Raw genomic sequence first — 25,446 nt, forward strand, 5'->3', positions numbered from 1 at the left:
AGCGACCGTGGCGGGGAGGACCCCCATCGCGCCCACCCGTGCCGGGGCGGTCGTTCGGTCGTCGTCGCCTGGAGAGGAGGTCAGAGAGACATGAGCGCTGCGCTGCGCATCCTGGTGACCGGAGGCGCCGGCTTCGTCGGCTCCCACCTGTGTGATCGGCTGATCCGCGACGGCCACGAGGTCATCGCGCTCGACGATTTCTCGACCGGCGCCCGGGGCAACGTCGCCCACCTCCTCCACCATCGCCGCTTCCGGCTGGTGGAGCACGACGTCACCCAGCCGTACGATCTCCAGGTCGATCGCATCTACAACCTCGCCTCGCCGGCGAGCCCGCCGCATTACCAGCGCGATCCGGTGCGGACCACGCTGATCAACGTGGTCGGCACGTTCCACGCGCTGAAGCTCGCCGAGGGCTGCGGGGCGCGGGTGTTCCAGGCGTCGACGAGCGAGGTCTACGGCGATCCCGAGGTCCACCCGCAGCCGGAGAGCTACCGGGGCTCGGTGAACACGATCGGGATCCGCTCCTGTTACGACGAGGGGAAGCGCTGCGCCGAGTCGCTGGTGATGGACTTCCACCGTCGCCGCGGCGTCGAGGTCCGGATGGCGCGGATCTTCAACACCTACGGTCCGCGGATGGCGCTCGACGACGGGCGCGTGGTGTCGAACTTCATCATCCAGGCGCTCCAGGGCGAGGAGCTGACGGTCTACGGCGCCGGCTCGCAGACGCGGAGCTTCTGCTACGTGGACGATCTCGTCGAGGGGATCGTGCGGCTGATGGAGCACCCGACCGAGACGGGCCCGGTGAACCTGGGCAATCCGGAGGAGTTCACGGTGCTGGAGCTCGCCGAGGAGGTGATTCGCCTGACCGGGAGCCGGAGCCGGATCGCGTTCCGCCCGCTGCCGCAGGACGATCCGCGGCAGCGGCAGCCGGTCATCGATCACGCGAAGCGGGTGCTCGGGTTCGAGCCGAAGGTGCCGCTGCGGGTGGGGCTGCGCCGGACGATCGAGGGTTTCCGGAGCGTGCTCGGGCTGGGCCGGCACGCGCCTGCGCTGGCGGCGTCGGAGGGCGACGCGCCGCTGCCTCAGGCCGCGAACGGCTGAGCCGCGCCGCGCGCCGAGCGTTCGTCGAGACAAGCCGTGAGCGGCCGAGCTGGTCGCGTGTGAGGAGAGATCTGATGAAGCAGCCGCAGAAGCTGGCGAAGCCCGAGGGGAAGCTGGCCGTGCTCCTCCCGGGGCTCGGGGCGGTGTCGACGACGACGATCGCGGGCGTGATGCTCGCGCGGCGGGGCGTCGCCGCGCCGGTGGGGGCGTTGACGCAGCTCGGGACCATCCGGCTGGGGAAGCGGACGGAGAACCGCTCTCCGAGGATCAAGGACTTCGTCCCGCTGGCGTCGCTCGATGATCTCGAGTTCGGCGGCTGGGACATCTTCCCCGACAACGCGCACGAGGCGGCGGTGGAGGCGAAGGTGCTCGAGGCGGCGCACCTCGACGCCGTCCGCGAGGAGCTCGCGGCGGTCACGCCGATGAAGGCGGTGTTCTACCCGGACTACGTGCGCCGGCTGCACGGCCCGCACGTGAAGACGGGCCGCAGCAAGGCCGACATGGTGGAGCAGGTGCGGGACGACATCCGCGGCTTCGTGCGCTCGCGCGGGGCGAGCCGGGCGGTGGCGGTGTGGTGCGGCTCGACGGAGATCTTCATCGCGCCGTCGGAGGTGCACCGGTCGGCGGCCGCGTTCGAGGCGGGGCTCCTCTCGAACCACCCGGCCATCTCGAACTCGCAGATCTACGCCTGGGCGTGCATCAAGGAGGGGGTCCCGTTCGCCAACGGGGCGCCGAACCTGACCGTGGATTTCCCCGCCGCGTGGGAGCTCGCGCGCAGCCACGGCGTGCCGATCGCGGGCAAGGACTTCAAGACGGGGCAGACGCTGATGAAGACCGTGATCGCGCCGGCGCTCAAGGCGCGGATGCTCGGCATCTCGGGGTGGTTCTCGACGAACATCCTCGGCAACCGCGACGGCGTGGTGCTGGACGATCCGGACTCGTTCAAGACGAAGGAGGCCTCGAAGCTGAGCGTGCTCGAGCAGATCCTCCAGCCGGAGCGCTACAGGGAGCTGTATTCGAAGCTCTACCACAAGGTGCGGATCGAGCATTATCCGCCGCGCGGGGACGCGAAGGAGGGGTGGGACAACATCGATCTGTTCGGGTGGCTCGGCTATCCGATGCAGATGAAGGTGAACTTCCTCTGCCGGGACTCGATCCTTGCGGCGCCGATCGTGCTCGATCTGGCGCTGTTCCTGGACCTCGCGGCGCGGGCGGGGTTCAGCGGGACGCAGGAGTGGCTGAGCTTCTACTTCAAGAGCCCGATGACGGCGCCGGAGCTCTACCCGGAGCACGACCTGTTCATCCAGTCGATGAAGCTCAAGAACACGCTGCGCTGGATGATGGGGGAAGAGCTCATCACGCACCTCGGGAACGAGTATTACGACTGAGGCGACGGCGCCGCATGCCGGGGCCCCAGCGCGCGGGTACCGGCTCGCGAGGTCTCAGAGACCGCGCTGGCGCGCGCATACCCGGGCCGAGGCGCTCGGCCTACGGCGTTCGAGCCTCCGTGCAGTCGAAGATGACCTGCGATTGATACCGAGCCTCCGGCTGCTCGGGAGGAGGATTGAAGAACTCGACACCGCAGTTCGGCTCGTAGACGTGGTGGAGGACCTGGGAGGACGCGGCGCGCGTCTTGTCGTAATCTGCCCAATCGAGCGTCGCCACGCAAAGCGTGGTCTTACAGTCGACGCTCACCACGTCGAAGGGTGCTGCGTCGCCGCGCACCGCCCGCAGCCCCTCCTGGATCGATCGCGCGGATTGCGCCGACCACGCGGAATCGGTGGGCTCGATCCGGTGCGCCTCCAGCCGCGATCGATGCCACTCCGCCTTGCGCGCCAGGACCTCTTCGCGCGTCTCGACGCGCGGCTCGGAGCCCTCCGAGGGCGTCGCCTCCTCGCTGTCGGAGCGCTCTGCTTTCTCCTCCAGCTGCGAGAGCCGCCGCTCGAGATCCGTCACGGCGGCAGAGTCCGGCGCGGCGGACGCCCGCTGCCGTTGGGGCTTGCCGGCGCTGTGGCGCTCCGGGCTGGCACGTACGATCTGCGGCGTCGATGCAGCAGCGTCTTGCCGTCCTGAGAGCCAGAGCGAACCTGCCATACCTGCCCCTGCTCCCAGGAGCGTGGGCAAGAGGATGCTGAACACCGCCCGCGCCGAACTCCGTCCGTTCATGTCAGCGCCTCAGTTGGAGTAGTAGATGCCGGCCACGCGGGAGATGTACGATCCGCCGGCGCTCGCGGGGATGTGGACGAAAACGTACCCGAAATCCGCGGCGTTCCCGACGGTCCAGTACGAGCGAGACGGCGTCAGCGTGAAGGTGCCGGTGAACGCGGCCGTAGAGCCGCTGTTGGAGGCGGTGCCGCAAGCTCCAGAAGAACCGGCATACGTGTCGAGGATGCATGCCTTTGCCCACGCCTGACCCGTGGTGGTGAGGTCATCGCCCGTCACCTTGAGCGTGGTCACGTCGTGCTTCGACAGAGCGGAGTCCTCGATGATCGGGCAGTAGTAGTCGCGGTACACTTCGGGCGCGGCGATCGCGTCTGACCAGATGTAAGGGCCTGGCTCGGCAGCCTGACAGGCGTGGGCAGGGTACTGCTTCGAAACCGCGCTGGCTGTCTCGGGCAACGAAACGGCCGCGGCGATCGCCGCGGAGGCAGCAAACAAGATGATGGGGCGGATGTTCATCGAGATGTTCTCCTGATCGTCAAGTCCGTACTTCTTGATGCGTGCACAGCGGCGCGTCTGCGGCGCTGTGATGACGCCCGCGACATTCCTGTACGCAGGCATGACGGCGATCGCCTGCAGCGCTGCCGTGTCTCGGCGGGTTCCCTGATTCCAGAGGACGCGTCAGGCTGAGCCGCGCGCTTCGCGCCGCGTGGCCCGTTCAAGCATGGCTTCTGCCCGTCCCTTCGCGTCGTCCGGGGCGCTGCCAGAGCAACGAGTATGCCGTCCGACGCTGTCCCGCCCCCTGGCGGGTGCCCGGCGCACGAGCGCGGCATTCACGAGGCGAGATCGGCGCGGCCGCTGCAGGAAAGCAGGCTTCGACGGCGACAGCGCTCTATTGCCACGTTAGGGCGGGTGGGTGGGGCAGGGGCACGCTCCAGCCGTGTAATGTTACGCTCCAGCCGTGTCATGTCACGCTCCAGCCGCGACATGTCACGCTCCAGCCGCGGCATGTCACGTGACATGTCACGCTCAGCCGCGACAGGTCACGCCGTCGCGGGGCGTATCCGTCTCCTCAGCGCGTCGGAGGGAAGCGACGCGCGCCCGCAGCCCGTTCCCTCGCCGACTACTTGACTCAGTCAAGTATCTCTGGGATGCTCCTTCCACGACGGCGAAGGAGGGTGGCATGGGCGAGCTGCGTCCCGTGGACGAGCGCATCGACGCGATGCGAGAGTTCAACCGCTTCTACACGCAGAAGATCGGCGTGCTGGGCGGAGGTCTGCTCGACAGCGAGTACACGCTCACCGAGGTGCGCGTCCTGTACGAGATCGCGAACCGCGAGGGCCCGCTCGCGAGCGATCTGGCGCGCGATCTCGGGCTCGACGCCGGCTACCTCAGCCGCATCCTCGCCGCTTTTCAGCGGCGCGGCTGGATCGAGCGCGAGCGCTCGGAGGCCGACGCGCGCAAGTCGCACCTGCGGCTCACGGCGAAGGGCGCCAAGGTGTTCGGCTCGCTCGATGGTCGGGCGCGCGATCAGATCCGCGAGCTGCTCGGGCCCCTGTCGTCCGAGCAGCAGCGAGAGCTCCAGGAGCACCTGCGGAGCGTGCAGGCGTTGCTCGGCCACGCCCGGGCCAGGGCCGCCGAGGTCACGCTTCGCGAGCACGGCCCGGGCGACATGGGCTGGATCATCCAGCGGCACGGCGCGCTGTACGCGCGCGGGCACGGGTGGAATCAGGATTTCGAGGCGCTGGTCGCGGAGATCTGCGCGGGCTTCCTCCGCAACTTCGATCCGAGCGGCGAGCGCTGCTGGATCGCCGAGCGCGGCGGCGCTCCGGTCGGGTGCGTCATGCTGGTGCGCCACTCGCGCGCGGTCGCGAAGCTGCGCTTGCTGCTCGTCGAGCCGAGCGAGCGGGGATCGGGGATCGGGCGGAAGCTCGTGGCCGAATGCGTCGACTTCGCGCGTCGCGCGGGCTACCGCACGGTGACCCTGTGGACGCAGAGCATGCTCACCGCCGCGCGCCGCATTTACGAGGGCGCCGGTTTTCGCCTGGTCAAATCCGAGCCGCACACGAGCTTCGGGGCCGAGCTCGTCGGCGAGACGTGGGAGCTGTCGCTGCGAGAGACGAAGAGCGGGGGCTAGCAGCTGGCCAGAGCAGCTCGATGCTCGTGTCGGTCGGCGAGGGAGATCCTCGCGCGGCCTGGGCTCTACGACGCCGAGGTCTCAGCGCGCGGGCGCCGGCTCGCGGAGCTTCGAGAGCTGATGATTGAGGTGACTGCGCACCGTGGGCCACTCCGGGGCGATGATGCTGTAGACGCACGTGTCGCGCAGCGTGCCGTCGGACGCGCGACGATGGTTGCGCAAGACGCCGTCGAGCTTCGCGCCCAGGCGCTCGATGGCGCGCCGGCTCTGGTGGTTGAAGAAATGCGTCCGGAACTCCACCGCGATGCACTCCAGCGCCTCGAACGCGTGTTGCAGCAGCAGCAGCTTGCATTCGGTGTTGATCGCGGTGCGCTGCACGCTCTTGCGGTACCACGTCGAGCCGATCTCCACGCGCCGATTGGCGGCGTCGATGTCCATGTACGTGGTCATGCCGACCGCGCGTCCGCTGCGCGCGTCGATCACGACGAACGGCAGCATCGAGCCCGAGCGCTGGAGGGACAACCGACGCTCGATTTCATCGCGCATGCCTTCGGGGCGCGGGATGTAGGTGTACCAGAGATCCCACAGCTCACCGTCGCGCACCGCATCGGCGAGATCATCATGGTAGGCGTGGGTCAGCGGCTCGAGCGCGGCATGGCGCCCGCGCAAGGTGACGGGTTCCGGCCAGGGCATGCAAATTCCTTATTGGGTGGGGGAATTACATTTCACGCAGTGGGGTTGCTTGTCAATCGGTTCCGGCCGAGGCTCGGCCGCGCGAGCTCGCGGCGTGGCCCGACGCGGGCCCGACCGGCCGCCTTCGGCGGCTTCGAGGTCCGCCTCAACGGGGCTTCTTGGGGGGCCGGGTCGCCTTCGGCTCTTTACGCCGTTCCGGCACGATGGTCTCCCCGCGCGCCAGCATCGCCACCAGGTCGGCGATCTTCTTTGCGCGGCCGGCGGGCGTCTTCATGTTGCTCATGCGGAACGCCAGCGCGAACAGGTTCTGACGCCCCAGCCCCCGGAGCGCCTCGCGCGCCCGCGGGTTCGCCTCGATCGCGGCGCGGAGGTCGTCGGGGAGGGTGGCCTCGGTCGCGCTGCGCATCGGCGCGTACGCCGCGTCCCAGCGGCCATCGGCCTTGGCCGCGTCCACCTGCCGCTGCCCGTGGGGCGTCATGCGACCCGCGGCGATCAAGCGGGCGATGTGGTCGCGGTTGATCTGGCTCCAGACGCTCCTCGGCTTGCGCGGTGTGTACCGCTGCAAGAACGAGCTCTCATCCAGGGCTTTTCGGATGCCGTCGATCCATCCCCAGCAGAGCGCCACGTCGAGCGCCTGCGCCTGGGTCACCGTCGGCACGCCGGAGCCCTTCTTGTAGATCCTCAGCCACAGCTCCGTCTCCTGCGCGTGGTTCGCGGCCATCCACGCCTCGAGCTCGGCCTCGGTATCGAAGCTCTTGATCTTCTTCTTGTCGGGGATGATCGGCGCCATGCAGTCTGCCTCGCAGCGTGTCCATCCTACCGCGATCTTCCGTGGCTTCGGCGCTGGCGTGGCCGACGCGCACCTTCGTGGGGCGCCCGGCGTGGTGGGCGCCCCCACGACGGTGAAGCTCGAGAGCCCCATGGCGATCCGGTGGGTGGAGGCGGTGTGAGCGCCGAGGCGTCCGAGCCTCTAACCCTGGAGCCGCGCTGCGTCAATGCGGTCCGGTGGCGAGCGCCGCCGGTCGTCCAGCGGCCGTTCTGTTGATCCCCCACCCTCGCCTCGGTAACAGACGAGGAGCATGAGACAACGATCTGGGCGATGGCTGTGGGCGGCGCTGTGCCTGCCGTGCGTCGGGTGCACGACGGTCGTCGGGTTGGACAAGCCCTATCATCCGATGGAGGACCACGGCGGCGGCGGCGGCGGTGGCGGTGGCGGTGGCGGCGGCGTGGAGACAGGCAGTCGCTGCGCCGGGCTGCCTGCGACGTGCGGGCCCACGGAAGACGAGAGCTGCTGCGCGAGCGAGCTGGTCGTGGGTGGTACGTTCAACCGGAGCAACGACGCGGCCTTCCCCGCCACGGTGAGCGACTTCCAGCTGGACCGGTTCGAGGTCACGCTGGGGCGGTTCCGGGCGTTCGTGGACGCCTATCCCGGGAGCCGGCCGGCAGCGGGCGCCGGCGCGCACCCGCTCATCGCGGGGAGCGGGTGGGATGCGGAGTGGGAAGATCGGCTGCCGCCGGACCGGGCGGAGCTCCTGAAAGGGCTGTTCTGCGATTCGGAGGAGACCGCGTGGGCGTGGACGGATGAGCCCGGCGCAAACGAGCGCCTGCCGATGAACTGCCTGAGCTGGTACATGGCGTTCGCGTTCTGCGCGTGGGACGGCGGCCGACTGCCGACCGAGGCGGAGCTGGGGTACGCGGCGGCCGGCGGCGCCGAGCAGCGTCCGTATCCGTGGTCCACCTCGGCGGACGATGAGACGCTCGATCGGGACCACGCGGTGTATGGATGCAATGGCAGCGACGCGGCGGGGTGCGTGATCGAGGACCTCCTGCCGGTCGGGTCGAAGTCACCGCAGGGAGACGGGCTGTTCAAGCAAGCGGATCTGGCGGGGGGCATGTGGGAGTGGACGCTGGACTATCATGGAGATTACCCGCCCGAGTGCGTGGACTGCGCCGTCACGACGGGCGGCACGGAGCGCGCGATGCGCGGCGGCGGCTGGCGCAGCGCCGCGGAGGCGCTGCACCTCTCCACCCGCGACCACCGCACCCCGACGACCCGCGCGGCCGGCATCGGGGCCCGGTGCGCGCGGGAGCCGTGAGCGCCGCGCGACCGGGCGGCCCTCGGCGCCGCCGTGGCGGCGGCGAGGGTTGAAGCGCCGGGAGGGATCGCCTGAGGTCCTCGGCCGTGTTGGGTCCCACGCGGCGCGGTGAACGGGATCGCGGCGCGCCTGGCGCGACGCGCGCGCCCCGTCGGCGGCTCTACCGCTTCGAGAAGCGGAAGCGGGCCCTCACCGTGGCTGTCACCTCGATCTCTTCGGGCTCGATCGGGAACGTGGTCGAACGCGAGCCGCCGATGCGACTGGCCGCCATCTGCATCTGCCAGGCGCGCCCGCGGTCCTCCCCGCCCGGGGTCGACACGGATCGCCACCCGACGAGCTTGATCTTGGCCGCCTGGGCGATCGCGCCGGCGTTGCGCTCGGCGTCCGCGATCGAGGCCTTGAGCGCCGCTCGGTAGGCCTCCTGCGGCGCGCTCAGGAAAAAGCGGATCCCGCTGGTCTGGTTGGCGCCCGCGGACAGCGCCGCTTCGAGGATCCTCGAGCTCTCGACGCGGAGCACGTCGATCGGCGCCCCCTCGAGGACCACCGAGACCGTGCTCGTCGCTTCGTATCCGATGATCCGCGGCGGAGCGACGCCCTCGCGCTCCGTGTCGCGCTCCGAGATCGGGCTCACCGAAATATCCACGTTCCTGACCTGGAGCGACGGAATCTGGAGCCCCTCCAGCGCGCTCACGATCGCTCGTGTCTTGGCCGCGGCCTCCTCGCGCGCGGCCTCCAGGCTCGCGCTGCGGACCTCCACGGACACGTTCGTGCGGAGCGAGTCGGGCGGGAGCGACACGGTGCCGGACCCCTCGACCTCCACGACCTGCAGATCCGTAGACTTTACCATGCTGTTCATCCCGCCCCTCCGTGAGGAGAACCTAAGGCTGGGAGGCGCGCTCAGGGAGGCTCGACGCGTCGCCGCGGCCACGAGGCAGGCGGGACAAAGGGAGACGCGTGGAATCCGGGGCGAGGGGGCGGCGCGCGGGTGCGCGCTCTCCGGCGTCGGTCGATTACGTCACATCCACATCCGCGCCACGACGCCGTAGGTGCCCGGCCCCGGGGACATGCCCACGTCGCCGCCGCCGAGGAGGACCTGGTCGTCGGCGACGACCTCCACGGTGTGCAGCTGCCCGAACTCGCCGAGATCGACCGGGAGCACGCCGCCCTCGCCGAACGCCGGGTCGAGCGCGCCGTCGCACGTGTACCGCGCGAGCAGCGGCGTGGTCCCGCCGCCTTCGCCGCGCTCGCCGCCGTTGCCCGCGACGAGGACGGCGCCGCCCGGGAGCAGGGCCATGTCCTCGGCCACGTCGTCGCCGCCGGTGATCGGCCACGCGGCCACGCCCCCGTCGCCGAACTCGAGGTCGGGCGCGCCGTTCGGGTGAAAGCGGCGGACCTGGAAGTCGCGCGCGCCCTCGGCCCCCGCGTCGCCGGCCACCACGATGCCGCCGCCCGGCGACAGCGCGAGCGCGACCGCGCGCTCGTCGATCCCGGGGTCGCCGGCGACGATCGCGCCCCCGCGGCCAAAGGAGCGATCGAGCGCGCCGTCTCTGCGCAGGCGGATCACGATCATGTCGCGCTGCCCGCCCCGCTCGACCGAGCCGGCCACGACGACGCGGCCGCGGTCATCGAGCGCGACGGCCTCGGCGACCGACGCGGCGCCCAGCGAGACGGTCCTGTAGCCGCGCGGGCTCGCGAACGAGGTGTCGAGGGCGCCGTCCGCGGTGGCGCGCGCGATCAGCAGGCGCCCGTCGCGCCGGCCCACGGCCACGATGCCGTCGTCCGGAGCGACGAGGCCGGCCCGGATCTCCTCGTCCCCGCCGAGGTCGAGCAGGCTCTTGCCGCCGTCGCCGAAGCCGGGGTCGAGCGAGCCGTCCTCCGCGTAGCGCGCCAGCGCCACGTCCGCCGACGCGTCCCGGAACCGGTCGCGCCAGCCGATGGCGACGACCTCGCCGCCCTGCTGGTGGCCGGTGGCGGCCAGATAGGCCAGGTCGCCGGTCGAGTTGGCCCAGCCCGTGGTCACCATGCCGTCGCCGAAGGTGGAATCGGGCGCGCCGGCTCCGGTCAGCCGGACGACGCGGAACCTGATCCCGCCGAGCCCGCCCTGGCCCCAGCCGGCCGCGACGATTCCATCCTCGGCGACGTCGACGTCGAAGAAGCCGCCGTCGTCGTCGGCGCCGAAGCGCACCCGCGCGATCCCGGTCCCCGCCTCCCCGAACGAGGGGTCGAGCTGCCCTGCGAGCGGGCCAGGCTCGTCGCCCGCGCAGCCGCAGCGTGGGCCGCCGCGCGCGGGCTCCGCCGTGTCGGGCGGGGCGCTCCCGGCGGGCTCCTCGGCGAGGAGGTGGGTCGGGACGAGCAACGTGAGCAATGCGTAGAGGGTCCTCATGAGAGGATCTGTTGGACGCGCGGAGGGGGCCGTCAAACGGGCGTCGATGCCGACACCGCGGCGTCACCGCGGGCGCCGGAGATCTCACCGCCTCGGACACATCCCGCGCGGCCCGCCGAGCCCGCTCCCTCCAGCGCGCGGGCCGAAGCGCGCCTGGGAAACGGCCTGCGAAGACCGCGGCACCGCCAGGCGCGCGGACGCGCGGTCCGCGCGCCCGAGCGGAAGCCATTCAAGCGGAAGACCGCGGGCGCGAGCCGTCCCGCGGCGTCCTCGTCACCACGTGGTGAACCAGGCCCAGGAGTTGGCGCCGGCGCTGGCGTGGAAGCAATAGCCGCCGTTGCGCTTCGCGGGGAGGGTGACCCCCTGTCCGCTGCAGGACAGGGCCGTCCCGTTGACCTCGAAGGTGCGCGAGGCGGCAAAGCCTCCGCAGTTGACGGCCACCGGATTGGCCGTGGATTCGAAGCAGCGCTCGCCCGTGCCGAGGTTGCCGCTGGAGTAGGACGCGGACGTGATCTGGGTCGGGTTGCTACAGATCGAGCTGCACGGCGTCGAGATCGGCGCTCCGATCAGCCCCTGCAGCCAGGAGTAAACGTCGTATCGAGACTCCGAGTCCAGGCGGGTGAACCAGTTGCCGATCTCGCCGTCGTCGTTGCCGGAGACGAGGGCGTTGATGCCGACCACCTGGTTCGTGCCCGTGCGGAACAGCGGCCCCCCCGAATCGCCGGGGCACAGGGCGGGCGCGCCGGGGGACAGGACGGGGCCCTCGGTGGTCGTGTACGAACCGGGGATCGTCGCGGCAGGGTCGAGGCTCAGCGGCGAGACGGTCTCGGAGTCTCCCACCTTGAACCGCGGCGGAGGCTCCGGCTGAACGCCCTCGCAGCCGTAGCCGGTCAACGTGACCGACGCGCCGACGGCGACCGGGTTCGGGTCGATCACGGCGACCGGGATCTGCGGGGTCAGCTCGTTGACAATGATGAGCGAGACGTCGGGCCTGAGCCCGAAGTCGCTCATGGAGCCGTCCCCAGCGCAGCTCGTGCAATTCTGGTACTCCGGGTGGTTGTTCACGGACACCACCGTGAGCGAGACCTGGTTCAGCGTGTTGTTGTCCGCCGTGACGCTCAGGTTCGTGACGCTCCCGGGATTCGGAAAGCAATGCGCCGCGGAGAGGAAGTGGCGCTCGCCGACCTTCACCCCCGTGCAGCCGCCCAGGTAGACCGCGGACGGGTATTCGGCCTCGGTGGCGACGTGCCCGTTGACGAGCTCCTCCTGGGACGAGTCGATGAGCTCTGATTCGGATTGCGCGCCGACGCTGCACGCAACGAGCGACAGAGCAACAGCCGAGAAAGCGAACATGGTGCGCATGGTCAGGTTCCTTCTTGAGCCGTGTCACTGGCGCTGTTGAAGAGCAGCGCCGCGCTCGATGGGTCGAGCCGTGATCACGAGCGCTCTCGTGCAGAGCAACGCTCGTGCCGTCCGTCGGCCGCAGCGCGGCGGGGTCGCGCGAAGCGCCGTGCGATCAGCGAGGCGGCGGCTCCGGCGCGCGCCCCTGCCTCCGCGGGCGCCCGCTCCTGGCGACGGGCCCGGGATCGAGGGCGTCGTGCGGCCGCGATGGCGTCTCGCCCGCGCTGCTCGGAGGCGGATGGCGCGGCGGCGGCATGGCAATCCATGCCACCGCGCGACGGCAAGGATTGCCGGAGCGGCAAGCTTTGCCAGCGAGCGGGAGCGGCGTCGCCGCGGGGGAGCGGTCGCGGGACCAGGGGGCCGGCCTGGGGAGCCGCTGTTCGTCGCCCGGCGCGGGCGCCCGGGGGCCGAGCCCGCACGACCCCCGGAGGCCTCCTCCCGCTTGTGATACTCCTGTCGGAAGGGGCGCGCGACCGCCACCGCCATCGGGTCGTCGTGCGTCGTGGCTGCTGGCCGGCGTCCGATCCAGGGGGAACCACATGGTCGAGCTCATCCGTCACGAGGTCCTCCACGCGCTGCACCACGGGCCTCGGCACAGCGTCTACCTGGGCCGGACGAGGAGCACAGAAGCGCTGTGCCTCCTCAAGGTGGCTCGACGCGACGTCCACGGCCCCCGCGAGATCGCGATGCTCCAGCGCGAGCACGAGATCACCAGCAAGCTCGACCTGGAGGGGATCCTCAAGGCCCGCGATCTGGAGGTCCGGAGCGACCAGGTCGCGCTCGTCCTCGAGCACTTCGAGGGCCGCTCCCTCCGGGCGACCCTCGATGAGGGCGGGCGCGACATCGGGCCCGCGCCGGCGATCCAGCTGGCGCTGCAGCTGGCCGACACGCTCGGCGCCATCCACGACCGGAACATCATCCACAACGACCTCCAGCCGAGCAACATCCTCGTGGATCCCGCGCTCGGCGCGAGCAAGCTCACGGCCTTCTCGAGCGCTTCCCTGCTGCCGGCGGAGCGGGCGGCGGTGTGCGATCCGCGGTCGTCCGGCGGCGGCACGCTGTATTACATGTCTCCCGAGCAGACTGGCCGGATGAACCGATCGGTCGACTTCCGCTCGGACTACTACGCTCTCGGGGTCACGCTCTACGAGCTCACGACCGGGCGCCTCCCCTTCGAGACGACGGATCCGATGGAGCTCGTGCACGCCCACATCGCGAGGACGCCGGTCCCTCCGCATCAGGCGCGGTCGTCCGTGCCGGAGGCCTTCTCCGCGGTCATCATGAAGCTCCTGTCGAAGACCGCCGAGGCGCGCTACCAGAGCGCGTTCGGGCTCCGGGCCGATCTGCTCGCGTGCCTCGAGGTGCTGGAGGGCCAAAGGCCGGCTGCGGGCTTCGTGGTTGGCCAGAAGGACAGGCCGAACCGGCTCCAGGTGTCGCAGAAGCTCTATGGCCGGCAGGCGGAGGTCGCGACGCTGATGAGCGCGTTCCGGGGCGTGAGCGGCCGCGGGTCCGGAGCCGGCGGCGCGTCGGAGCTCCTCCTCGTGACCGGCTACCCGGGCGTCGGCAAATCGTCGGTCGTGAGCGAGATCCACAAGCCCATCGCCGAGGAGGGGGGCTATTTCGCCGCCGGCAAGTTCGATCAGCTCTCGCGCAACATCCCGTATGCGTCCTTCATCGCCGCGATCCGGGAGCTCGTGCGGCAGCTCCTCACGGAGAGCAAGGAGGAGCTCGGCGCCTGGAGGGCCAGGCTCCTCGCCGCGATCTCGCCGAACGGTCAGGTCATCGCCGACGTGATCCCCGAGGTCGCGCTCCTCCTCGGCGAGCAGCCGCCCGTCCCGGCGCTGGGCCCGATGGAGACGCGCAACCGGTTCCACCTCACGTTCCGGAGCTTCATCGGGGCGATCACCTCGCGGGGACGCGCGCTCGTCCTGTTCCTCGACGACCTCCAGTGGGCCGACACCGGCTCGCTGAACCTGATCGACGTCCTCATGGAGGACGCCGACATTCGACGCCTCCTGCTGATCGGCGCGTACCGGGACAGGGAGGTGGACGACGCCCATCCGCTCATGATGATGCTGAGCGCGCTGAAGAAGAGCGAGGCGCGCGTGCGCACGATGGCGCTCACGCCGCTCGAGCGAGAGCACGTCGAGCAGCTCGTGTCCGACACGCTGGGCTCGCCCCGCGACGCGTGCCGCCCGCTGTCGGACATCCTCTTCTCGCGGACCGAGGGGAACCCGCTGTTCATCATCCAGCACCTGACGAGCATCCACCGCGAAGGTCACCTGACCTTCGATCCGGAGCGGGGCGCCTGGCGGTGGAGCGCGCCGGACATCGCGCGGATGAGCGCCGCGGAGAACGTCGTCGACCTGATGATCCTCCGCGTCCGCAGCCTGGCCGGGGCGACGCAGCGGGTCGTGATGCTGGCCGCGTGCATCGGCAGCCAGTTCGATCTGAAGCTGCTCGCGCGCATTCACCACAAGGACGTGCGGGCCACCGACGAGGACCTCTGGCCGGCGCTGGAGGGGGGGCTCGTGCTGCCCGTCGACGGCGATTACAAGATCGCGCGCTTCCTCGCCGAGGACGGCGGGAGATCCGCGGCGTTCAGGTTCCTGCACGACCGCGTGCAGCAGGCGGCGTACCGGCTGCTCCCGGAGGAGGAGCGGATCAGGGTCCACCTGGAGCTCGGGCGGCGGATGCTGCGAGAGACCCCGCCCGAGTCGCTCGAGGCCCGGATCCACGAGATCGTGACGCACCTCAACCTGGGCGCCGCGCTGATCGAAGACAGGCAGCAGCGCTACGAGGCCGCGGCGCTCAACCTGAGGGCCGGACAGAAGGCGAGGCGCGGGGCGGCCTACGGGCCCGCGGTGCAGTGCCTCCGCGCGGCGGCGGCGTTTCTGCCGGACGACTGCTGGGAGGCGGATCACGCGCTGTCGCTCTCGATCTACACGGATCTGGTCGAGCTCGAGTACCTGACGATCAACTTCGAGAACGCCGAGAGGGCGGCGAAGGTCGTCGAGGATCGCGCCAGAGATGCCCTCGAGAAGATCCGGGTGTACGAGACTCGCGTCCAGTTTTACATCTCACAAAATCGAATGCAGGACGCCATCGACATGGCGTTCCGCGTGCTCGGCGTGCTGGGTGTCCAGCTGTCGAGCGCGCCGCCGGCGCACGCCGAGGTGGCTCGGCTGGCGCAGCTCCCGCCGATGACAGACGAGCGGATGCAGGCCGCGCTCCGCATCCTGACGACGGTCACGCCGGCGACGTATCTCGCGAGGCCGGATCTGCTGCCGACGACCGCGTTCACGATGGTGGACATCTGCGTCCGGCACGGCAATTCGTCTCCCGCCGCGCTCGCCTACGCGATCTACGGTATCCTCCAATGCGCGGCGAACAACATCGACGACGCCTTCGCCCTCGGGCAGCTGGCGCTCGATCTCACCCACAAGTTCGACGCGGTCGAGCTCGAATCCAAGATCTACGGCACGGTGCACGTCCTCATCCACCACTGGAAGCGACACCTCCGAGAGACGCTCGATCCGATACGCCACGCGGTCCAGGTAGGTCTGGAGACGGGGAACATCGATTTCTCTGGGTACAGCTCGACCATCTGGTCGTTGCACTCGCTCTTCGTGGGAGACGATCTGGCGACCACCGAGCTGCGGATGAAGCAATCGATAGAGCTATCCCTGAAGCTGAACAACCAGTACTCGCTCTACCACTCCAAGATCTGGGCACAGCTGGTCCGCTGCCTGCGAGATGCGTCTGCGGAGAGGTCGAGGCTCGTCGGCGACAGCTTCGACGAAACGACGATGATCGCCTGCCTGGGACAGAGCAGGAGCTCGATGTTCGCGCTGTACCTCGCGAAGGGCATGATGCTGTACCTCTTCGGCCGTCCGGAGCAGGCCGACCCCTGCCTCCGCGCCGGAGAGGAGTACCAGGATGCGGTCGCAGGTCTGGTCACCGCGCTGGAGCACAATTTCTACCAATCGCTCTCGATCCTCGCCGCCCTCGACCGCCTGCCGGAGGACGACCGCGGCGCCGCGCTCGCCAAGGTCGACGCCAACCAGCGAAAGCTCGAGACCTGGGCGCGCTTCGCCCCGGAGAACAACCGCCACAAGCACGATCTCGTGAGCGCCGAGCTCTCGCGCGTGCGGCGCGAGGCGGTCCCGGCGATGGAGCTCTACGACCGCGCGATCGAGGGAGCGCGGCGGCACGGCTTCCTGCACGAGGAGGCGCTGGCCTATGAGCTCGCCTCCGGCTTTTACCGAGGGCTCGGGCGGCAGGAGATCGCGCGGCACTACCTGACGAACGCCTTCCGCGTCTACGCGACCTGGGGCGCCGACGCGAAGACGCAGGCGCTCGTCGCTGCCCATCCCTGGCTCGTCGAGGAGCGCGCCGCCCCGGCAGGGCGTCCCGGCCCGGGCGCGGGCCACCCGCTGGACCCGCAGCTCCTCGACGTGGCCGCGATCATCCGATCCGCGCAGGCGGTCGCGAGCGAGCTCGTGCTGCCGAAGGTCATCGATCGCCTGCTGCGGATCGCCGCCGCAAACGCCGGGGCGCAGCGGGGAGCGCTCCTCCTGCTCCGCGATCATCGGCTGTTCCTCGAGGCGACCCTCGACATCGAGCCCGAGGTCGTCGAGGTCGAGCTCCGGCAGCCCGCCGAAGCGCGCGCCGATCTCCCACAGACCGTCTTCAACTACGTCGCGCGCACGGCCGAGGTGGTGGTCCTCCGCGACGCCCCCCGCGACGCGCGCTTCGGCCGCGACCCCGCGATCGCCCGCCTTCAGCCGCGGTCCATCCTCTGCCTGCCGCTCCTCTACCGCGGCAGCGTCACCGGCCTGCTCTATCTGGAGCACCGCTCCATCCCCGACGCCTTCCAGCCAGCGCGCGTCGAGGTGCTCGGCTGGCTCTCCGCGCAGGCCGCCATCGCCGTGGAGAACGCGGAGCTCCTCCGCGCCGTCGAGTCGGCGAACGCCGAGATCCGGAGCGCCAACGAGCGGCTCGAGCACATGGTCGCGGAGCGCACCCGGGAGCTCCGCGACGCGCAGGCGCGCCTCATCGCGCTGGAGAAGGAGGCGACCGAGGTGCAGATGGCGGGCGGGTTCGCCCACGAGATGCGGAACATCCTCACGGGCGCGAAGACGTTCCTCGCGCGGATCCGCGGCGCGGCCGCGGGCGATCCGCAGAGGAGCGTCTGCGCGGAGAACAGCGGGCTCCTGAGAGATCTCTATCTCTCGACGAAGCGCCACATGCCCGCCGATGCTCAAGCGGCCACCGCCACCGTCTTTCGGCGGATCAACGCGAACGAGGAGCTGCTCGACACGACGCTTCGCGACATCGAGGAGTCGCTCGACCGGGGGCTCGCGAGCACCCGCATGATCCTCGAGTATGCGAGGGTCGGGCGAGAGCGCCCCGGGTGCCAGGCGGTCCGAGTTCGCCCGGTCATCGAGTCCATCCTCAGGGAGGCGAGCGACGACCTCGCGCGGCACGCGATCGCCGTCGACGTCCTGGTCGACGCGGGGGCCGAGCTCCGGGGCAACGAGATCCATTTCCACTCCATCCTGAGAAACCTCATGCTGAACGCGCGCGACGCGCTCTGCGAGGCCGGCGACCAGCGCGAGAGGCGCATCGTCATCTCGCTCGTGGAGGAGCCGCGCCGCTGGGTGCTGGAGGTCAGCGACACCGGCGTGGGTATCCCTCCCGCGCTTCACGCCAGGATCTTCGATCCCTTCTTCTCGACGAAGGCGGAGAGCGGGACCGGCCTCGGGCTCGGCGTCGTGAAGAAGCTCGCGGCGCTGTACGAGGGCGCCGTGGAGATCAGCAGCCAGCCGGATCACGGGACGACGTTCCGCATCGCCCTCCCGAAGACGCGCGCTGACGCCGAGTCCCCTCCCCCGGCGCGCGCGTGGCCGTAGCGTTCGGGCCGGCGGCTTGCAAAACGTCGACGCGCGGTGATATGGAAGATCAAGTCGCGAACGAGCGCGGGGGCGCGCCCGTGGAGCCGGGGGGCCGGGGGATGTCGTTCAAGGACTTCGATGCATTGCTGGTCAGGGAGGGGGCGCTCCCCAGCCCGGAGACCGCGGCTCGGCCCAAGGTGCTGGTGGTCGACGACGATCCCACGATCAGGAAATCGCTCCGGGGCGTCCTCGACGCCTGGTATGACGTCACCGTGTGCGCCTCGGCCAAGGAGGGCCGGGACGCCGTCGAAGACGACACCTGCGCCGTCGTCCTGGACGTGAAGATGGGAAAACACGACGGCTTCTGGGCCTGCGACGAGATCCGGAGGAAGCATCCCGACGTCCCGGTGATCTTTTATTCGGCCTATCAGGACGCGAAGGATCCTTACGATATCATCAATCACCACAGGCCCTTCGGCTACATCACGAAGAGCGGCGACATCGCGTGCCTGCTCGGCGCGATACGGACGGCGGTCGACTTTTACGGGAAGGTCCTCGAGGGCAGGCGGCTCATCGAGCAGCACCGGAAGGTGCGCACCGGCGGCTGAGGGAGGCGCTCGCGCCCGGCGGCGCCGCCCCCGGCTCAGCGGGCGAAGCGGCGGATCGCGCGCCGGATCTGCTCGGCCGTCATCGGATCCGTGGACAGCGCGCTGTGCAGCACCAGGCCTTCGATCAGCGCGTCGAGCTCCCGCGCGGTCACCGGGTCGAAGTGGAGCTCCAGCGCGCGTCGGCTCCGCAGCATCCAGGCCTGGGTGACGGCGCGCAGCGCGGGCCGCCGGGCGGCGGCGACGTAGAGCTCGACGCCGAGCACGAGGTCGCGCGGCGAGCCGAGCAGGTCCGCCGTGAGGTGCTCGACCAGGAGCTCGACCGCGGCCTCCCGGTCGCGGGCGGCGCGCATCCGCGCCTCGAAGCGGGAGGCCACGGCCTCCGCGTGCCGGGTGAACGCCGCGGCGAGGAGCTCGTCGATCGACGCGAAATGGTATGTGGTCGAGCCGAGCGGCACGTCGGCGGCCCGCGCGATGGAGCGGTGCGAGGCGCCCGCGACCCCCTGCTCGGCGATGACGTCGAGCGCCGTCGTCACCAGCCGCTCCCTGCGCCCCGGGTCGTGGCGGCGCGCCCTCCGCGCCGGCGCGGCGCGCGTCGCCCTGGCTCTGCCCATCGCGCCCCCGTCACCCGCGCGCGTCGCCCGCCGCCCGAGCGGCCGCGGCCGCGGCGCCGTCGAGGGAGCGGATCACGCGCGCGGGGTTGCCCACCGCGACGACGTTGGCCGGCAGATCGCGCGTCACGACGGAGCCGGCGCCCACCACGGTGTTGTCCCCGATCGTCACCCCGGGCAGCACGATCGCGCCGCCGCCGAGCCACACGTTGTTTCCGATGGTGATGGGCTTGGCGGCCTCCCACTTCTGGCGCCGCGGCTCGGGGTCCAGCGGGTGGGTCGGCGTGAGCAGCTGCACGTTGGGCCCGATCTGCACGTCGTCGCCGATGGTGATCGGCGCGACGTCGAGCGCCACCAGCCCGAAGTTCGCGAAGCAGCGCGCCCCGATGGTGATGTGCGCGCCGTAATCCACGTAGAACGGCGGGCGGATCTCCGTGCCCTCGCCGATCGAGCCGAGCAGCTGCTCCAGCAGCTGGCGGCGCAGCGGGCGCTGGCGCGCCGAGGTCGCGTTGTAGGCCGCCATCAGATCCAGCGCCGCGGCGCTCAGCTCCGCGAGCTCGGGATCGCCCGTGTAGAGGTCTCCAGCGAGCATCCGTTCGCGCATGGATCGCGTGTCGTCGGGGTTCGTCATATGGACGAGTGTACGCATCCTGGGAACGGGTGTCCACATCGCCGGCCGAGCGAGGTCAAGACGCTCGTCAGTCTGAGCTTTTCTTTGCTCTCTTCTCGTCGGCCGCCGCGAAAAGCGCGATCTGGTCGGCTTGGGCTTTCTTGAATGCGGGGCGATCGGTCACGCGGGCGACATAGGCCTCGGTCGCCGGCCGATCGCCGAAAGCGCGGACGTCCGGGACCCGTAGCACGTCCGCCATCAGCAGGTCTGCGACGGAGAAGCGGCCGGCCGCGAGCCATTCTCGCTCGCTCAGGACCTTTTCGATCTGGTCGAGGCGCTTGCCCATCCACCCGGTAAGCCCATTGTTCTTGTCGCCGGTGATCTTCAAGAACCACCACGGCACGGTGACCATCTCAAGCGAGTTGAGCGCGGCGATCGTCCATTGCAGCGTCTCCGATTCTCCAACCGGATCGCGCGGCATCAGCGTATCGCTCTTCCGGGCCAGATGCAGCAGCCCCGCGCCGCTCTCGAAGATCTTCAGCTCTCCGTCGTTCAGGAACGGAATTTGGCCAAAGGGCTGGCGCTCGAGATGATTGGTCTCGCGATCATCGAATGGGATCGTCTGGACTTCGTAGAGGAGACCAGCTTCCTCACACGCCCATCTCAGCCTTAGATCACGCACGAAACCGCGAGGGCCTCCAGGGACCCAGTCGTAGGTCCAGATGGTCAGTTTGCTCATCGCAGCAAGCCTCTCCTGTATTCGTCGGCTGGGAATGATCCCCGACGGGGTGCAGCCAGCATCACGCAGCCGAGTGAGCTCGTTGAATCTGTCGGTGTTCGTAGGCGGATCCGTGGATCGCACTTTTTGTGCCTTATGTCAACCGCCGGGTCGGGTGACGCTGGGCGGCGCCGTCCCCGAGACGTTGGAGGGTCGCGCCGATATCCCCTATCCGTCACTCCTTGAACGGCGCCGCCTGGATGACGTCGTAGAAATTGGGGGCATGGAAGCCCGGGATCAGGCGCTCGGCGATGTCGGCCGTGAAGTTGTAGAAGGCAGTCTCAGGCTTGCTGGCGAGCATGTCGGCGATCGCCTGTGGAAATGCGCGCTTGAAATCGAGACGCGGGTACGCCTGGAGCACCTCATCCACGTCGTCCGCGGAGAGCTCCTTCAAGTCCCTGCCAGTGATGTCCATGATGGTTCCCACGTGGAGCAGCGCCACCTCGGGCCGCTTGTAGGGCGGGACCCCCCTCACGGTGTGCAGCGCAATCGCGTCCCACACGACGCCGATCGTCTCCTCGGGCGCGCCGCGCTGCTTCAGGAACTCGCTCGCCGCGTTTGCGCCGTCGACCTCGTACCGCTCCGGGCCCCGGAACCCCTCGGCCAGGCCGAGGTCATGGAGCGCCGCCCCGAGGTAGAACAGCTCGAGGTCGAGCTCGAGCCCGCGCCGCTTCGCGAGCAGGGCGCCGAAGAGGTACGTGCGCATGACGTGGTTGAAGAGGAAGGGCGCCGACATCCCCCGCGCGAGCGCGGTCGCTTCCGCGGCCAGGTGGCTGTCGGGGATGCGGATGCCAGCGATCTCGTTCTTCACGGTCCTCTCTCCTTACGTGCGGCGCCAAGCCCGGTCTTGCCGAACAACCTGCAGGCGACCAGGCGTGACCACCATCGGAAGGATCCGCGAGCTTCGGTCGACGACACACCCGATGTGCTGTTCACCAGGTCCGCCTGTGCCTTGTCGGGAAGAACGGAATACAGAGGAGAGGGAAGGCAAGACAATCCCTCCCAGCGCCTCCCGCTCACCCCTCGCGCAGGATCCGGCGGTACGTCTCCAGATACGCGGCCGCCGCCCTCGCCGCCGAGAAGCGCTCCTCGGCCGCGCGGCGGCACTCCGCCGGGTCGAGCCGGTCCGCCATCGCGATCGCCTCGGCCATCCCCGCGGCGTCGTCCACCAGGTACCCCGTCCGGCCGTGCTCCACGATCTCCGGCAGCGCGCCGGCGCCGCGGAGCGCGATCACCGGCGTGCCCGAGGCGAGCGCCTCCATGGCGACGAGCGAGCTGGTCTCCTGGACCAGGCTGGGCACCAGCAGACACCGGGCCGCCGCGAGCAGCCGGCGCTTCCGGACCAGGCCGACCGGGCCCAGGAAGCGCCGCGCCGGCCCGGCGCCGCCCAGCATCGGCAAAAGCACCTCCCGCAGATACCGCGTGTGCTCCTCGTAGCCGAACGCCTGTCCGGCGATGAGCAGCGGCGACCCGGCCCGGACCGCGGCCTCGACGGCGACGTGGTACCCCTTCTCCGGGCAGATCCGGCCGAGCGCGAGCGCGAAGCCGCGCCGGTACCGCCTCGGCCGGTAATGCTCCAGCCGGACGCCGTTCGGGATCTCGGGCAAGAGCCGCGCCCCCGGCGGGCAGGCGCGCCGCTGCGTCGCGGAGACGCCATGGAGGAACGTCCTCGGGCGCTCGATCCGGAACACTGCCGGCGAATAGAAGCTCGGCGGGAGGTGGAGCGTCGCGAGCGCGGGCACGCCGGGCTCGGGCAGGTAGCGATCGAAATCGACGCCGTGCAGGTGGACGAGGTCGATCGAATACCGCTCCAGCGCCCGCGCGATGGCGCTCCGGTGGTGGCGCCACGCCTGCTCCTTGGCGGCCTCGTCGAGGACGGCGCCCGGCGGCGGCGCCGGCGTGGGGACCAGCGTCCCCGCGCACGCGGAGCCCTCCGGCGCGACGACGACCGACCGGTGGCCGCCGCGCGAGAGCGCCTCGTCGAGCATCGAGAGCACCTGCTCGGCGCCGCCCACGGCGTCCGGACCCACGGGCGCGAGCGGATAACCGACGTGCAGGACCGTCAGAGGCATCGCTCTCGATCGAGGCCGAGCAGCGTCAGCGTCTTGATGGCGAGCTTCCGCCAGCGCGCGCCGTCGATGGGGAAGCCGAGGCGCTCGTAATGGAGCGCCCCCTCGTGCGGAGGCATCCGGAAGTCGTAGGCGGGCGCCGGGCGGAAGCGCTCGACCTCGGCGCCGAACGGGGCGAGCGTCTCTTTCTGGCTGGAGAAGCAGGCCAGCATGGCGCGCTTCTTCGACGCCTCCTCGCCCGAGAGGCGGAGGGCGATCTCGGGGACGCTCGGCTGCGCGATGAACTCGCCGGTGACGAGGTGACCCCGCGCGGCGTGGTACGAGGCCGCCTCGAAGATCAGCGGCGAGGTGACGCCGTTCCAGAGGGCGAGCACCGCGGCCGAATGGACGGCGAGCGCCGCCGCGTCGTGATCGGGGTGGCCGCCCTCGTACGGGTGGGTGATCACCACCTCGGGCCGGGTCCTGGCGAACAGCTCGAGCAGCTTCCGGGCGAGGCTCGGCGCCTCCTCGATGGCCTCCTGATCCACCGCGCCGAGGCACCTGAGCTTCGACGCCGGCACGTTGCCCAGGGCGAGCGCGCGGATCAGCTCGGCGCGCCGGAGGGCGATGTAGCGCTCGCGCCCGATGTCGGCGAGCTCCGCCGGCATGAACCGGCTGTCGCGGGGCGCCCCGTCGGTCACGTGCACCACCTCGATCGGCTGGAGCCGGCCGATGCGCGCGCCGAGCCCGAGGGTCTCGTCGTCCGGATGGGCGACCACGACGAGGCAGCGCGGCGGCCGGCCCGACGAGAGCCACGAGAACGGCGGCCACGCGAGCTCCGGCGGGGTGCGGCCCTGGCGGCGGAGCGAGGCGAGGTTCACGGCAGCGCCTCCCGCAGCTCCACGCGCACGCCGCGCCCGCCGCGCCGGCCGGAGCCCCCCGGGGCGCCGCCGTGCGCCTCGGGTCTCTCTCGCTTCGGGCTGCTCGTGACGTGCGACATGAGCCACCTGGCGTGCGCGACGGCCGGTCGTCCCGGCGCCGGAGGCGCGCACGATCTCCACCCTACCAAACGGCTACGCGGCGCGCCAGAGGGCGCGTCATTCACCGACAGCTGAACAGGCGCGCCTCGACGGCACGGCGCGTTCAGGACAGGCCGCATCCGCGCAGAAAGACGTCGCTCCGACAGCCGGACAGCCGCCGCCTACGCCACATAACGCCGCGTCATGCGGGCGCAGAACTCCGCGAACTCCTCGAGCCGCTGCGGGGGGCTCGTGTGGTGCGGCCGGACCCCGGCGTGCTCCGGGGTGAAACAGTAGGTCAGCGTCACATCGAACGCCTCGATCGCCCTCATCTGCCGGTCGAACCAGGCCTCCGCGCCAGGGCGGAAGCTGTCAGCCCAGCTCAGGCCGGTGCGGAGATGGCGCACCCCGAGCTTCTTCAACCACGCCACCGCGTCGTCCAGCCGGTGGTCCTCGAAATGGAACCACTGGCAAACGCCGAAATCGGGCGTGCACTCCGGGAAGAGCCGCAAAGCGCGCTTGGGCGTCCCGTCCTCGCGGAGCAGGCCCATGTAGAAATGGCGGTAGTACGACGAGCCCTCGGCCTCGCGGTGCCGCGTCGTCGCCGGCCACGCGCGCGGCAGATCGTAGAGGCTGTACCAGTGCACCCGATCGACCTTGCCGCGGAGCAGCTCGGCGCTCCGCTTCAGGCCGAACTCCTGCACCTCCTCGGCGCCGAACGTGGAGACGCCGATCTCGGTGATCCAGAGCGGCTTGTCGGTCACCGCGCGGATCTCGTCGAGCTTGCTCGGCCACTCGTGGATCTGCCAGTGGTTCCAGTCGAGCGGAAAGCCGTGCACCGCGACGACGTCGACGTGATCGAGCACGCCCTGCCGGCCCATGTTGGCGATGAACGCAGGATCGATCGGCGAGATGCCGCCCAGCACGCGCGGCAGCTCGGGGCGCTCGCTCCGGATCGCGTCCGCGGCGAGCTTCACCATCGCGCCGTACGTCGTCCACTCGGGATCGATCTCGAAATCCCAGTGCGACTTGTTGTTGGGCTCGTTCCAGAGCATCACCGCTTCGATCATGCCTGCTCTCCGTTCATGCTCATGCCGGCTCGCCTGGCCGGGTAGACCGCGCCGGGCACGCCGTCCGCCCGCTCGCGGCGGCGGCAGATGTAGACCTCGGGCTCGGGGTGGTTCTCGATCTCGAAGCCGGCGCTCCGCAGCATCGCCTCCGCGCACGCCCGGTTGGGCACCCACCAGTTCGTCGGGTCGTGCGAATAGCTGTGCTCCACGAAGTGGAGCCGAGGATAGCCCGCCTCGTCGAAGATCCGCTTCTCCGAGAACGGATAATCCCCCTCCAGCGGCGTCACCTCGGCGCTCCCGCGCTGCATGCTCTGGAAGACCAGCGTGTGCCCGACCACGTGCTCGTGCAGCAGATCCAGCGCGAGCAGCGGGTGGCGGAGGTGGTACAGGACGCCCATGAAGAGCACGAGATCGAAGCGCTCTCCGAGGCTGCCGACGTCGTACACGGAGAGGTTCCGGAACTCGATGTCCGCGCCGGAGACCTCCGCGGCGAAGCGCGCCTGCGCCAGGTAATCGTCGTCGCTGTCGATCCCGAGCACCCGCGCCGCCCCGCGCCGCTTCATCTCGAGCGCGTAGAAGCCCGCGTTGCAGCCGATGTCGAGGACGGTCTTGCCCGTGAGATCCTCCGGGATCGCGTGGGCGAAGCCCTTCCACTTGAACGCGGGGTAATCGCCCAGGAAATGATCCGGCGCCGTCTTCACCCCGCCGAGATCGATGTTGTGGAACCACGGCCCGAGCCCGCGCACGCGCTCCTGGATCTGCTCCCGGGTCAGCTTCGTCTCGTCTTCCACGCTCCGCACGTTCGGCACGCTCCTCACGCTCTGCTCCATGGCTCCT

23 protein-coding genes are annotated in these 25,446 nt (G+C 70.3%); 7 read left to right on the forward strand and 16 right to left on the reverse strand.

What is annotated here, in order from left to right; genetic code table 11:
- The first annotated feature begins 90 nt into the window (after nucleotides 1–90).
- Nucleotides 91–1,101, forward strand: a complete 1,011-nt coding sequence (locus WME83_RS39830) for a UDP-glucuronic acid decarboxylase family protein (protein WP_437314933.1) — start codon at nucleotides 91–93, stop codon at nucleotides 1,099–1,101.
- A 74-nt stretch (nucleotides 1,102–1,175) separates the two neighbouring features.
- Nucleotides 1,176–2,489 (forward strand): inositol-3-phosphate synthase, encoded by a 1,314-nt coding sequence (locus tag WME83_RS39835; RefSeq protein ID WP_437314934.1) that lies wholly within the window; start codon nucleotides 1,176–1,178, stop codon nucleotides 2,487–2,489.
- Between the two features lie 100 nt (nucleotides 2,490–2,589).
- Here the strand turns inward: WME83_RS39835 and WME83_RS39840 are convergent, their stop codons facing one another.
- Entirely contained in the window at nucleotides 2,590–3,057 is a 468-nt protein-coding gene (locus tag WME83_RS39840; protein WP_437314935.1) for a hypothetical protein, read from the reverse strand.
- Between the two features lie 219 nt (nucleotides 3,058–3,276).
- On the reverse strand, nucleotides 3,277–3,882 hold the full coding sequence (locus tag WME83_RS39845; protein ID WP_437314936.1) for a hypothetical protein: 606 nt from the start codon (nucleotides 3,880–3,882) through the stop codon (nucleotides 3,277–3,279).
- A 562-nt stretch (nucleotides 3,883–4,444) separates the two neighbouring features.
- Here WME83_RS39845 and WME83_RS39850 point away from each other — a divergent pair.
- A complete protein-coding gene (locus WME83_RS39850; RefSeq protein WP_437314937.1) occupies nucleotides 4,445–5,398 on the forward strand; it encodes a bifunctional helix-turn-helix transcriptional regulator/GNAT family N-acetyltransferase in 954 nt (317 codons plus the stop codon).
- Between the two features lie 81 nt (nucleotides 5,399–5,479).
- Here the strand turns inward: WME83_RS39850 and WME83_RS39855 are convergent, their stop codons facing one another.
- Together WME83_RS39855 and WME83_RS39860 are read right to left on the reverse strand one after the other, a co-directional pair.
- Nucleotides 5,480–6,091 (reverse strand): GNAT family N-acetyltransferase, encoded by a 612-nt coding sequence (locus WME83_RS39855; RefSeq protein ID WP_437314938.1) that lies wholly within the window; start codon nucleotides 6,089–6,091, stop codon nucleotides 5,480–5,482.
- 145 nt (nucleotides 6,092–6,236) lie between these two features.
- Nucleotides 6,237–6,881, reverse strand: coding sequence for a YdeI/OmpD-associated family protein (locus WME83_RS39860; protein WP_437314939.1), 645 nt, complete (start codon nucleotides 6,879–6,881; stop codon nucleotides 6,237–6,239).
- On the opposite strand from WME83_RS39860, the gene WME83_RS39865 reads away from it, so the two are divergent.
- Entirely contained in the window at nucleotides 6,880–7,041 is a 162-nt protein-coding gene (locus tag WME83_RS39865) for a hypothetical protein (protein WP_437314940.1), read from the forward strand. The two genes, WME83_RS39860 and WME83_RS39865, sit on opposite strands and share 2 nt — an antisense overlap.
- 129 nt (nucleotides 7,042–7,170) lie before the next feature.
- Nucleotides 7,171–8,187: a formylglycine-generating enzyme family protein gene (locus tag WME83_RS39870; RefSeq protein ID WP_437314941.1), complete on the forward strand. Its 1,017-nt coding sequence runs from the start codon at nucleotides 7,171–7,173 to the stop codon at nucleotides 8,185–8,187.
- 160 nt (nucleotides 8,188–8,347) lie between these two features.
- On the opposite strand, the gene WME83_RS39875 is transcribed toward WME83_RS39870, so the two are convergent.
- From WME83_RS39875 to WME83_RS39885, 3 genes are all read right to left on the reverse strand, one after another.
- Nucleotides 8,348–9,043: an SIMPL domain-containing protein gene (locus WME83_RS39875; protein ID WP_437314942.1), complete on the reverse strand. Its 696-nt coding sequence runs from the start codon at nucleotides 9,041–9,043 to the stop codon at nucleotides 8,348–8,350.
- A gap of 159 nt (nucleotides 9,044–9,202) precedes the next feature.
- Nucleotides 9,203–10,570, reverse strand: a complete 1,368-nt coding sequence (locus WME83_RS39880; RefSeq protein ID WP_437314943.1) for a hypothetical protein — start codon at nucleotides 10,568–10,570, stop codon at nucleotides 9,203–9,205.
- A 273-nt stretch (nucleotides 10,571–10,843) separates the two neighbouring features.
- Nucleotides 10,844–11,932, reverse strand: a complete 1,089-nt coding sequence (locus tag WME83_RS39885) for a trypsin-like serine protease (RefSeq protein WP_437314944.1) — start codon at nucleotides 11,930–11,932, stop codon at nucleotides 10,844–10,846.
- Between the two features lie 578 nt (nucleotides 11,933–12,510).
- On the opposite strand from WME83_RS39885, the gene WME83_RS39890 reads away from it, so the two are divergent.
- Nucleotides 12,511–17,886 (forward strand): trifunctional serine/threonine-protein kinase/ATP-binding protein/sensor histidine kinase, encoded by a 5,376-nt coding sequence (locus WME83_RS39890; protein ID WP_437314945.1) that lies wholly within the window; start codon nucleotides 12,511–12,513, stop codon nucleotides 17,884–17,886.
- Nucleotides 17,887–17,927: 41 nt separating this feature from the next.
- Nucleotides 17,928–18,476: a response regulator gene (locus WME83_RS39895; RefSeq protein ID WP_437314946.1), complete on the forward strand. Its 549-nt coding sequence runs from the start codon at nucleotides 17,928–17,930 to the stop codon at nucleotides 18,474–18,476.
- A 35-nt stretch (nucleotides 18,477–18,511) separates the two neighbouring features.
- On the opposite strand, the gene WME83_RS39900 is transcribed toward WME83_RS39895, so the two are convergent.
- From WME83_RS39900 to WME83_RS39940, 9 genes are all read right to left on the reverse strand, one after another.
- Complete coding sequence (locus WME83_RS39900; RefSeq protein ID WP_437314947.1) at nucleotides 18,512–19,087, reverse strand: TetR/AcrR family transcriptional regulator; 576 nt, start codon at nucleotides 19,085–19,087, stop codon at nucleotides 18,512–18,514.
- A gap of 10 nt (nucleotides 19,088–19,097) precedes the next feature.
- Nucleotides 19,098–19,715: a sugar O-acetyltransferase gene (locus WME83_RS39905; protein ID WP_437314948.1), complete on the reverse strand. Its 618-nt coding sequence runs from the start codon at nucleotides 19,713–19,715 to the stop codon at nucleotides 19,098–19,100.
- A 67-nt stretch (nucleotides 19,716–19,782) separates the two neighbouring features.
- Nucleotides 19,783–20,433 (reverse strand): glutathione S-transferase family protein, encoded by a 651-nt coding sequence (locus WME83_RS39910; protein ID WP_437314949.1) that lies wholly within the window; start codon nucleotides 20,431–20,433, stop codon nucleotides 19,783–19,785.
- A 214-nt stretch (nucleotides 20,434–20,647) separates the two neighbouring features.
- Complete coding sequence (locus WME83_RS39915; RefSeq protein ID WP_437314950.1) at nucleotides 20,648–21,283, reverse strand: HD domain-containing protein; 636 nt, start codon at nucleotides 21,281–21,283, stop codon at nucleotides 20,648–20,650.
- A gap of 205 nt (nucleotides 21,284–21,488) precedes the next feature.
- On the reverse strand, nucleotides 21,489–22,544 hold the full coding sequence (locus tag WME83_RS39920) for a glycosyltransferase family 4 protein (protein WP_437314951.1): 1,056 nt from the start codon (nucleotides 22,542–22,544) through the stop codon (nucleotides 21,489–21,491).
- Nucleotides 22,535–23,401, reverse strand: coding sequence for a PIG-L deacetylase family protein (locus tag WME83_RS39925; RefSeq protein WP_437314952.1), 867 nt, complete (start codon nucleotides 23,399–23,401; stop codon nucleotides 22,535–22,537). Before WME83_RS39925 ends, WME83_RS39920 begins: the two co-directional genes overlap by 10 nt.
- A complete protein-coding gene (locus WME83_RS39930; RefSeq protein ID WP_437314953.1) occupies nucleotides 23,398–23,520 on the reverse strand; it encodes a hypothetical protein in 123 nt (40 codons plus the stop codon). Before WME83_RS39930 ends, WME83_RS39925 begins: the two co-directional genes overlap by 4 nt.
- Before the next feature lie 201 nt (nucleotides 23,521–23,721).
- Entirely contained in the window at nucleotides 23,722–24,609 is an 888-nt protein-coding gene (locus tag WME83_RS39935) for a glycosyl hydrolase (protein WP_437314954.1), read from the reverse strand.
- Complete coding sequence (locus tag WME83_RS39940) at nucleotides 24,606–25,439, reverse strand: TIGR04290 family methyltransferase (RefSeq protein ID WP_437314955.1); 834 nt, start codon at nucleotides 25,437–25,439, stop codon at nucleotides 24,606–24,608. Before WME83_RS39940 ends, WME83_RS39935 begins: the two co-directional genes overlap by 4 nt.
- Nucleotides 25,440–25,446 lie beyond the last annotated feature (7 nt).

This window comes from Sorangium sp. So ce385, assembly GCF_051474135.1.
GTDB lineage: Bacteria > Myxococcota_A > Polyangia > Polyangiales > Polyangiaceae > Sorangium > Sorangium cellulosum_D.